A 9,084-nucleotide genomic window follows, 5' to 3' on the forward strand; every position below is an offset into this window, starting at 1 on the left:
CGGAGGCTCGTCGGGAATGGTCACTCCGCGCTCCTTGGCGCGCTCCTTCATACGCTCATGGTGCTCCTTGCGAATTTGCTCGCGCTCTTCAGCCGTCTTAGCGCCGCGCATTCTATCGCGATATTCGGCACGCTCTTGCTCTGTCATCAATTGCTTGCCATAGATTTGTTCCTGTGTTTGCGAACGTTGCTGGCTCCGCTCCTGAGCCTCCGTGACTGCAACGCTCGCGGAAAGCGTTACAACACTCGCGAGAACTACCAGTGTTCGATACGCCATTATTGCCTCCTTTCGCTTGGATTGAGAGAGACGTCCGTCGGGCGTAGGAAATATCCCGGCGGCACCGAGCGCAAACGATGTGTCTCGACTAGACAATCGCTCTTTGATTTTGAACTGAGAGCATCCATCCTCTTTTATGAGCAGAATGCGCGGATCGAAAAAAGCCAATAAGCTCAATCTTCGGCCTCGTGACCCGGCTTACAGAGCACAAAAAATGACGCCGCTCAAACCGAGTTCCAATAGGCATGAGAGACTTTCGACTTTCAGGGTATTTGCACGGCTTGCGTAAAATTCCTCTTATGCGCTACCCTGCTATTGCCGCTCTAACTGTGCCTCCAACATCAGTGCATGCGGCAAGAGACCCGGCAGAAATGTCGGGTCTCTTTTTGCCGGAACAGTTCCATAAAACCCGCGCGGCTTCACGTAGAAAGTCTCTCTTGCCTATATAGACAGAATTCCCGCCTCGATTCCGTCAAGTTTCGCAAAAATCCTTTGAAACTTATTTTTTCGCACCCCGGCCGGTAGCTCGTGCGAGTCGCAAAGGATAAGGACGGGTCGACTGCAGCTCTTTCCACCGCATCGAGATCTTCTGCTTCGACAAGCAGGATCGCTGCCTGTTTCGACCTGTCACACGAGGTAACCGCTTTCGGTATAATGCGCGGCAAACTAAACAATCATCGTCTACCAGCTCCCTGGTAAATATTCGAGCCGAGTTGTCCTTTCCAGCATTTGCTGCTCTTTTCGATGGATGGGTGCCCGGCGCTTTTCCGACGAGATCCGCTCTTGGGGAACACGGCGTTTTGGAGAAAATGAATGAATTGGTTGATTCTTGTCGGGATCGCCGCTCTTGCTGCCTTGCTGCTGTTCGTCCGAAGCTCGTCGAGATCGTCCGAAAAGGCACGAAAATCCGCATATCGCAGAGAGGATTTTCTGTTTTCGTCCGAAGAACGGGTTTTCTTTTTCGCCCTAAAACAGGCCGTCGGCGACGACTATGAAATTTTTGGCAAAATTCCCGTAATCGAGCTCATTTCCCAACGCGACGAAGGTGCAAGCGATGGCGCAAGAAAAGCCTTCGAGCAAGTTGGCGACCGATGTTTCGATTTTGTCCTGTGCGGTAAAACCGATCTATCCGTCGCTTGCGCTTTGGAACTTTACGAACATTCCGTATCCGGAAAGCGAACCGCCGCAACACCGGCTGATCCCTTAAGAGCGGTCTGCGACGCCGCTGGTCTGCCTTTGGTGCGAATCGAAGCCGGACCGTTTTACGACGCAATGGAAATCAAACAAAGCATTGCTTCGGCTGTCCGCAAGGAGCCCTTGTATCTGGTCGAATCGGACGGCCGTAAGGAGCCTCGAATTTCCAGTATCGAAGACATCGAGTTCGACCCATGATGGTTCTCTACGGCATTCGAAACTGCGATACATGCAAGAAGGCGCGCGCCTGGCTAGATGCGCGCGGCCTAATCTACCGTTTCCACGATTTCCGGGAGGACGGATTGGAGTTATCCGTCCTCGAAGACATCGAACGCGCTCTCGGGTGGGAATTGCTCCTTAACCGACGGAGCACAACTTGGCGCCAGCTCTCCGATGCCGACCGGCTGGATCTAAACCGCGAAAAAGCGCTGCAATTGATGGTTCGGCTCCCGACACTGATCAAGCGGCCGGTATTGAAAGCAAACAATAAAATTTTGAGCGGATTTTCGCCGGAGCAGTACGAAAAGACACTATGAGCGATACCTTGGATTTGACCGTCGAGCTGATTCGGCGCCCTTCGGTTACGCCCGACGATGCAGGCTGCATGGATTTGATCGCTGCCAAGCTGGAACCCTACGGTTTCAAAACCGAGTGGCTCAATTTCGCCGATACAAGAAACATCTGGCTGAGGCGAGGCGAATCGGAACCCTTGCTCTGTTTTCTGGGCCATACCGATGTAGTGCCCGCGGGTCCTTCGGAGGACTGGAACTCGCCGCCCTTCGAACCCACTATTCGCGACGGTCAGCTCTACGGAAGAGGCGCGGCGGATATGAAAAGCGGCATCGCCGCCATGACCACGGCGCTGACGCGATTCGTCAGCAGGTACCCCAATCATAAAGGCTCGGTTGCCCTGCTTCTCACCAGTGACGAGGAAGGCGCGGCGACGAACGGTGTGGTCAAAGTCATCGAAACGTTGAAGAATCGGGATGAAAAAATCGACTGGTGTCTCATCGGCGAGCCCTCCAGTTTCGTTTCGCTAGGGGACGTGATCCGTATCGGTCGCCGCGGATCGCTATGCGGCGTCCTGCGCATATTCGGCGTGCAAGGCCACGTGGCTTACCCGGACAAAGCGGAAAATCCGATTCATCGATTCGCGCCCGCCTTGTCGGAGTTGACCAGCGAGGTCTGGGACCAAGGCAACGAGTATTTTCCGCCCACCAGTTTCCAGATATCTAATATTCAGGCCGGAACCGGCGCCGAAAACGTGATTCCGGGACGGCTCGAGGTCCTGTTCAACTTCCGTTTTTCGACGGCATTGACGGAGGATCAGATAAAACAGCGCGTTCACGCCATCTTGGACAAACACGGTTTGCGGTACGAGCTGAACTGGCGGCTATCCGGCGCGCCCTTCCTGACGCCCCAACCGGAACTGATCGAGGCCACGCAAAAGGCGCTTGAAACAGTTCTTATGCGACGCGCAAGTCCGGACACCGGCGGCGGCACCTCCGACGGGCGTTTCGTCGCGCCGACGGGAGCACAGGTCGTCGAACTGGGACCGATCAACGGCAGCATTCACAAAGTCAACGAACACGTACGTATCGAGGATATCGACAAGCTTTCAAAGGTTTACGAGCAGGTGCTCGTTAACCTGCTTGCTTCTTAGAGGATAGAGACCCAATCATGGAAAAAGACCTGCAATCTCCCCTGGTCAGTGCGGAATGGCTCGCTAAGCACCTTCATACCTCCGACATCGTCATACTCGATGCCACATTTTTCCTTCCCAACCAAGGGCGCGATGCAGAGCAGGAATATTTCGCTGCGCATATTCCGGGAGCCCGATTCTTCGATATCGACGCCGTTGCCGACCAAGGCAATTCGCTGCCGCACATGCTGCCCTCCCCCGAGTTCTTTGCCGCATCGGTCGGTCAACTGGGCATCGCTAATCAGACCCATGTCGTCGTTTACGACAACAACAGCTTCATGGCTTCGGCCCGAGTCTGGTGGACCTTCCGCGTGTTCGGCCATGATCGAGTGTCGGTTCTGGATGGCGGACTGGAAAACTGGAAAGCGAAGGGATTCCCCGTCGATACAAGCCGCGTCACCGCCGAAACCCGACCGTTCAAGACCACGTTCGACCCTAGCTTGGTCCGGAATCTCGACGAAATGAAAGCACTGATCGGCAGCACCGCGACGCAAATAATCGATGCCCGCTCGCCTGGGCGATTCGCCGGTAGGGAACCCGAACCTCGTCCCGGCATTCGGTCGGGCCATATTCCCGGAAGCAAGAACCTTTTCTTCAAGAGGCTGGTCGACGAGTCGACGCAGTGTTTGAAGCCCGCTGCCGAGATCCGAAAAGAGTTCGAGGATGCCGACACCGATTTCGAGAAGCCGATCGTCACCACATGCGGAACAGGCGTAACCGCATCGGTACTCGCTCTCGGCTTGTATTGTCTCGGTCGTGAATCCGTCGCCGTCTACGATGGTTCATGGACCGAATGGGGCGGTCTAAGCGACACCCCTGTAAGCGTCGGCTAGTAGTCTCGAAAGCGGCCAATTCGGATCGATAGGACGTTTTTTGACCTCCCTTTCGTCACTCTATGCGAATCAGTCGAGCGATAGAACGAAAATCCGACTATTTTTATCAAGTTCCAACATCTGAGATAATGGCCGTTCGCTCTCAATCGAAGCGTTGGAATCGTCCGTCGGATACGCCGATATGGCCAAAAAGAACCTGAATTTCGAAGAGGCCCTGGCCGAACTGGAGCAATTGATCGAGCGTATGGAACAAGGCAGCCTTCCCTTGGAGGAATCGCTAAAGCTGTTCGAGCGCGGGGTTCAATTGACCCGTTTCTGCCAAAAAGCTTTGAAAGAAGCTGAACAAAAGGTCCAGATTTTGCTGGAAGAAAACGGAGAACCTACCTTAAAGCCCTTTGCCGATGAATCTTGAAACCGATTTGAATCACTTCATGCAGATCTGCCAGGCACGGGCAGAATCGGCCTTGGATCTCAGGCTGCCGGCGGCAAGCCGAATGCCCGAGCGTTTGCATCAAGCGATGCGCTATTCCGTCTTGGGAGGCGGAAAAAGGCTGCGTCCTTTGTTGACGTATGCGACCGGGCAAACCGTCGGGGTTCCCTGGGAATGCCTCGATGGCCCCGCCTGCGCCGTGGAATTCATCCACGTCTATTCGCTGATCCACGACGATTTACCCGCCATGGACGATGACGATCTGAGGCGCGGCAAACCGACCTGCCACATCGCATTCGATGAAGCAACGGCGATCCTGGCAGGAGATGCCCTGCAAGCGCTGGCTTTTCACGTTCTGTCCCACGATCCGTCCATTGCGGTGCCTGCCGGTAGCCGGCTTGCGATGATCGAGACCTTAGCAACGGCGAGCGGATCGTTCGGCATGGTCGGCGGTCAAGCCATAGACCTCGATTCGGTTGGAAAAACTCTGGATCTGCCAAGCTTGGAGAATATGCACATTCGAAAGACGGGAGCCCTGATTCGCGCCAGCGTCAAACTGGCGACTCTGGCGAATCCGTCGCTCGATGGTGACATCGCCGAAAAACTGGACCATTACGCCAAGTGCATCGGCCTGGCATTCCAAATTCAGGACGACGTCTTGGATGAAGAAAGCGATACCCAGACTTTGGGCAAGACCCAAGGCAAAGACCGGGACAATAACAAGCCCAATTACCCCGCACTTTTGGGATTGGCGGGCGCGAAGCAAAAGGCGCGCGAGCTGCATGAAGAGGCTTTGGACACGTTATCCGGTCTTGGTGCCGAGGGCGAAATCCTGCGTGCGCTGTCGCTTTTCATTATCGAACGGCGCGCCTAAGCCCTTACGGCGAAAGCTATATCGCTTCCTTGAAACGGCATCCGCAGAACAAACTATCCTTGAAAGCTAAAACTTCGAGTTTCATAATTGGTCGGCTCATGCCTGATTCAGGATCATCTTTTACCCGCGAATAAGCCTGGTTTGAAGCCTCACAACATCAATGAATAAAGCGAACGAATACCCTCTCCTACAAACCGTCGGCAGTCCCGCGGACTTACGCGCCCTACCCGAAGATCAATTACCTCAACTCGCTGAGGAACTGCGCGCTTTTTTGCTGGATAGCGTAAGTCAGTCGGGCGGTCATTTGGCAGCCGGATTGGGTGCGGTCGAACTCACCATCGCGTTGCACTATGTCTTCGACACGCCTGAAGACAAGCTGGTTTGGGATGTGGGCCACCAGGCTTATCCCCACAAGATCTTGACCGGCCGCCGCGAAAGGTTGCTTTCCATTCGCAAGAAGAACGGACTCTCCGCATTTCCGAATCGGGATGAAAGCCCTTACGACTGTTTCGGCGTCGGTCACTCGAGCACATCGATCAGCGCGGCGCTCGGAATGGCGATTGCCGCGTCGCTTCGTAAGCGCGACACTCATGCCGTTGCTATCATCGGCGATGGCGGCTTGACGGGCGGCATGGCGTTCGAAGCGCTTAACCATGCCGGCGTGCTAGACGCCAATCTACTCGTCGTCCTCAACGACAACGAGATGTCCATATCGCCCAATGTTGGAGCGCTCAATAATTATCTGGCAAGGCTTCTCTCCAGCAAGTTCTATTCGACGGTGCGGCAGGGCAGCAAGCAGATTCTGATGCGAAGCATGCCCAGCGTATGGGAGCTCGCGCGCCGCGCCGAAGAGCACGTCAAAGGCATGGTCGCCCCTGGGACCTTGTTCGAAGAATTGGGTTTCAACTATATCGGACCGGTCGATGGCCATAATCTCGATACGTTGATTCCGACCTTGCGTAATTTGCGGGATTTGCCCGGTCCCCGGTTTTTACACGTCGTCACCAAGAAGGGCAAAGGGTATTTACCGGCCGAGAAAGACCCGGTCGCTTACCACGGCGTTTCCTCCTTCGATCTCAGCAAAGATCATCTGCCGAAGTCCAAACCGGGAAGCCCGAGCTTCACCGAAGTATTCGGACAATGGCTGTGCGACATGGCGGCAAGGGATAATCGCCTGCTCGGTATCACGCCTGCCATGCGGGAGGGCTCCGGGCTCGTGGAATTCTCGACTCGGTTTCCGGACCGTTATTTCGATGTCGGGATCGCCGAGCAACACGCGGTAACCTTGGCCGCCGGCCAGGCCTGCGAAGGTTACAAGCCGGTAGTTGCGATTTATTCGACCTTCTTGCAGCGTGCCTATGATCAACTCATACACGACGTAGCGCTTCAGAATTTGCCCGTCCTGTTCGCCATCGATCGCGCCGGGCTGGTTGGCCCCGATGGACCGACTCACGCCGGAAGTTTCGACATAAGCTTCATGCGCTGCATTCCGAATATGGTGATCATGGCGCCGGCCGACGAAAACGAGTGCCGGCAGATGCTTTTCACCGGATTCCAGCATAATGGTCCCGCTGCTGTCCGTTATCCCCGAGGCAAAGGTCCCGGCGTTTCGGTTGTCGCTGAGATGACCGCTCTCCCGATAGGTAAAGGTGAAATCCGGCGTCGCGGCAAAAGGATCGCGATACTCGCTTTCGGGACTTTGCTCGCCCCCTCGATCGAAGCCGGAGAAAGAATTGACGCTACCGTGGTTAACATGCGTTTCATGAAACCGCTGGACGAAACGCTGATTCTGGAATTGGCGAAGACTCATGAAATATTCGTGACGGTCGAAGACAATGCCATCGCCGGAGGGGCCGGCAGCGGCGTCAATGAACTACTGCAATCTCGCCAATGTTACGTTCCCGTACTCAATCTCGGTCTGCCGGACCAATTTCTCGATCAGGGCAGTCGCGAAGAATTACTGGCGCTTTGCGGCCTGGATTCCGATGGCATCACGGAAACCATCGAGCAGTACGTGGGAAACCTCGATGCCCTGAAGCCGGCTTCGCCCCGTGTTACGGTGGCCACGCGAGGCCTATGATATGGAAAAGCTCAAAGCGGCCATCCGGGATATTCCGGATTTTCCAAAGCCGGGCATTCTCTTCAAGGACATCACGCCTCTAGTCAAGGATCCGGTCACATTGAGGTTGGCGGTGCACCATTTGTTGCACCCATACCTCGGCCGGGAAATCACTGCGGTCGCCGGCATGGAAGCGCGCGGCTTTATTTTTGGCTCGTTGGTCGCCTGGGAGTTGGGCGTAGGGTTCATCCCTCTTCGAAAACCCGGAAAACTCCCTTATGACGTGCAAACCATTAGTTACGACCTCGAATATGGATCCGCTGCGCTCGAGGTGCATATCGATGCGTTGGGTCCCGAAGACAAGGTTCTCTTGGTAGACGATCTGTTGGCTACCGGTGGCACGGCTAAAGCCAGCTGCGAGCTGGTCGAGTCTTTGGGCGCGGAAATCGTCGGTTGCGCGTTTGTCGTGGAGCTCGATGAGCTGAAAGGACGGGATAAATTGGAACGATACTCCGTCCATTCACTCTTACACTATTAATTGCGCAACAACGCTGTCATTAACCGGTGAGCATACTTCGTACGGCGCATTTCTTCTGTCCGACAATGCCGTGGCTTCATTCTTATCAGTGAAAATAGTGCCTGCGTCCGTACCCAACGGCGTGCCCAAGCGGCCGAGATTCAGATGAGCAGCGCCGGGCACATCGGGAGCACGGATGCGCCGTCAAGCCGAAAAACGGTGGTCGCGCGTATCCTCCACATCACCGACTTTCACTTTCTTGCCGAACAAGGCCAAACATTGCTTGGGGTGGAAACCGAGCTGAGTTTTGCGGCTGTTGTCGAACGCGCCAACCAGACCCCTTGGCGACCGGACCTGGCTCTCCTGACGGGCGACCTGGTTCAGGACCCGTGTGTTTCAAGTTATCAACGGCTTAAACAACGGCTTACCGCTTTGAATGTTCACTGCTATTGCCTTCCGGGTAATCATGACGATCCTCGGCTCATGTCAGAACTTTTGCCGTCCGAGAATGTTCATGTCAGCCCGCAGATACTCCTGGACAAATGGCAGATCATTTGTCTGGACAGCACCATCAGCGGCAAGCCTAACGGGCGCTTGTCAGATGAACAGCTTCGCTTACTCGAAATTTCGCTGACCGAACACTCCGACCGTTATGCCCTTATCGCGCTTCACCATCACCCTATCCCCAGCGGCAGCCTGTGGATGGATACCATGGTGCTGGAAAATGCGGACGAGTTTTTGACGATAACTCAGAAATACCCTCACGCTCGAGTCGTCGTATTCGGCCACGTACATCAAGCGATGGACGAGGTATACGGACGGCTGCGTCTACTCGCCTCCCCTTCAACGTGCTTTCAGTTCAAACCCCTAAGTCCGGATTTTGCCGTCGACCGGGCTCCTCCAGGCTACCGATGGATTGAGCTTTACGCCGACGGAACGATAGATACCGGCGTGGAGCGGCTCGCTGAGATGCCGGCAGGTCTGGAGTTCACGTCAAAAGGATATTGACGGCATTACTGGTTTGCATTGAACTGCTAAAAGCGAAAGGAAAGTTCCAGCGCGAATAAATCCCAGTCCGGGTCGAGTTTTTGTGGATCCGGATTCTCCGTGTCCGCAAGCCAGCCGGTGCCGTGTACACGATGATACTCCGCCCGCGCCATCCAGTTTGGGGTAATGTCCCAACGCAGACCGACCGTCCA

General features: G+C 55.2%; 10 protein-coding genes. 9 read left to right on the forward strand and 1 reads right to left on the reverse strand.

From position 1 onward, the window contains the following. The coding region (locus ABJK70_RS15615; protein WP_347258421.1) for a hypothetical protein at nt 1-453 on the reverse strand (453 nt) is incomplete at its 3' end. A 636-nt stretch (nt 454-1,089) separates the two neighbouring features. On the opposite strand from ABJK70_RS15615, the gene ABJK70_RS15620 reads away from it, so the two are divergent. The 9 genes from ABJK70_RS15620 (at nt 1,090) to cpdA (ending at nt 8,893) form a co-directional block, all read left to right on the forward strand. Next, nucleotides 1,090-1,668: a DUF2726 domain-containing protein gene (locus ABJK70_RS15620; protein WP_077731321.1), complete on the forward strand. Its 579-nt coding sequence runs from the start codon at nt 1,090-1,092 to the stop codon at nt 1,666-1,668. After that, the gene (locus tag ABJK70_RS15625) at nt 1,665-2,006 is read left to right on the forward strand and encodes an ArsC family reductase (protein ID WP_133718991.1); all 342 of its coding nucleotides are present in this window, start codon (nt 1,665-1,667) and stop codon (nt 2,004-2,006) included. Before ABJK70_RS15620 ends, ABJK70_RS15625 begins: the two co-directional genes overlap by 4 nt. After that, a complete protein-coding gene (gene dapE / locus ABJK70_RS15630) occupies nt 2,003-3,133 on the forward strand; it encodes a succinyl-diaminopimelate desuccinylase (RefSeq protein ID WP_156881758.1) in 1,131 nt (376 codons plus the stop codon). The genes ABJK70_RS15625 and dapE overlap by 4 nt, the downstream gene beginning before the upstream one ends. Before the next feature lie 17 nt (nt 3,134-3,150). Further along, nucleotides 3,151-4,005, forward strand: a complete 855-nt coding sequence (sseA, locus tag ABJK70_RS15635) for a 3-mercaptopyruvate sulfurtransferase (RefSeq protein ID WP_347258422.1) — start codon at nt 3,151-3,153, stop codon at nt 4,003-4,005. Nucleotides 4,006-4,186: 181 nt separating this feature from the next. Next, entirely contained in the window at nt 4,187-4,417 is a 231-nt protein-coding gene (locus tag ABJK70_RS15640; protein WP_077731325.1) for an exodeoxyribonuclease VII small subunit, read from the forward strand. Further along, entirely contained in the window at nt 4,407-5,309 is a 903-nt protein-coding gene (gene ispA / locus ABJK70_RS15645; RefSeq protein WP_347258423.1) for a (2E,6E)-farnesyl diphosphate synthase, read from the forward strand. The genes ABJK70_RS15640 and ispA overlap by 11 nt, the downstream gene beginning before the upstream one ends. A 160-nt stretch (nt 5,310-5,469) precedes the next feature. Beyond that, on the forward strand, nt 5,470-7,389 hold the full coding sequence (gene dxs, locus ABJK70_RS15650) for a 1-deoxy-D-xylulose-5-phosphate synthase (RefSeq protein ID WP_347258424.1): 1,920 nt from the start codon (nt 5,470-5,472) through the stop codon (nt 7,387-7,389). Nucleotide 7,390: 1 nt separating this feature from the next. Then, complete coding sequence (locus ABJK70_RS15655) at nt 7,391-7,906, forward strand: adenine phosphoribosyltransferase (RefSeq protein WP_077731328.1); 516 nt, start codon at nt 7,391-7,393, stop codon at nt 7,904-7,906. 144 nt (nt 7,907-8,050) lie between these two features. Continuing rightward, nucleotides 8,051-8,893, forward strand: a complete 843-nt coding sequence (gene cpdA, locus ABJK70_RS15660; RefSeq protein WP_347258425.1) for a 3',5'-cyclic-AMP phosphodiesterase — start codon at nt 8,051-8,053, stop codon at nt 8,891-8,893. The last annotated feature ends 191 nt before the right edge of the window (nt 8,894-9,084 follow it).

The sequence above is a fragment of the Methylocaldum sp. genome, assembly GCF_039794385.1.
GTDB lineage: Bacteria > Pseudomonadota > Gammaproteobacteria > Methylococcales > Methylococcaceae > Methylocaldum.

Coding starts and splice junctions, on each gene's coding strand:
- ABJK70_RS15620 (WP_077731321.1), top strand. CDS start 1,090: ATGAATTGGTTGATTCTTGTCGGGATCGCCGCTCTTGCTGCCTTGCTG.
- ABJK70_RS15625 (WP_133718991.1), top strand. CDS start 1,665: ATGATGGTTCTCTACGGCATTCGAAACTGCGATACATGCAAGAAGGCG.
- dapE (WP_156881758.1), top strand. CDS start 2,003: ATGAGCGATACCTTGGATTTGACCGTCGAGCTGATTCGGCGCCCTTCG.
- sseA (WP_347258422.1), top strand. CDS start 3,151: ATGGAAAAAGACCTGCAATCTCCCCTGGTCAGTGCGGAATGGCTCGCT.
- ABJK70_RS15640 (WP_077731325.1), top strand. CDS start 4,187: ATGGCCAAAAAGAACCTGAATTTCGAAGAGGCCCTGGCCGAACTGGAG.
- ispA (WP_347258423.1), top strand. CDS start 4,407: ATGAATCTTGAAACCGATTTGAATCACTTCATGCAGATCTGCCAGGCA.
- dxs (WP_347258424.1), top strand. CDS start 5,470: ATGAATAAAGCGAACGAATACCCTCTCCTACAAACCGTCGGCAGTCCC.
- ABJK70_RS15655 (WP_077731328.1), top strand. CDS start 7,391: ATGGAAAAGCTCAAAGCGGCCATCCGGGATATTCCGGATTTTCCAAAG.
- cpdA (WP_347258425.1), top strand. CDS start 8,051: ATGAGCAGCGCCGGGCACATCGGGAGCACGGATGCGCCGTCAAGCCGA.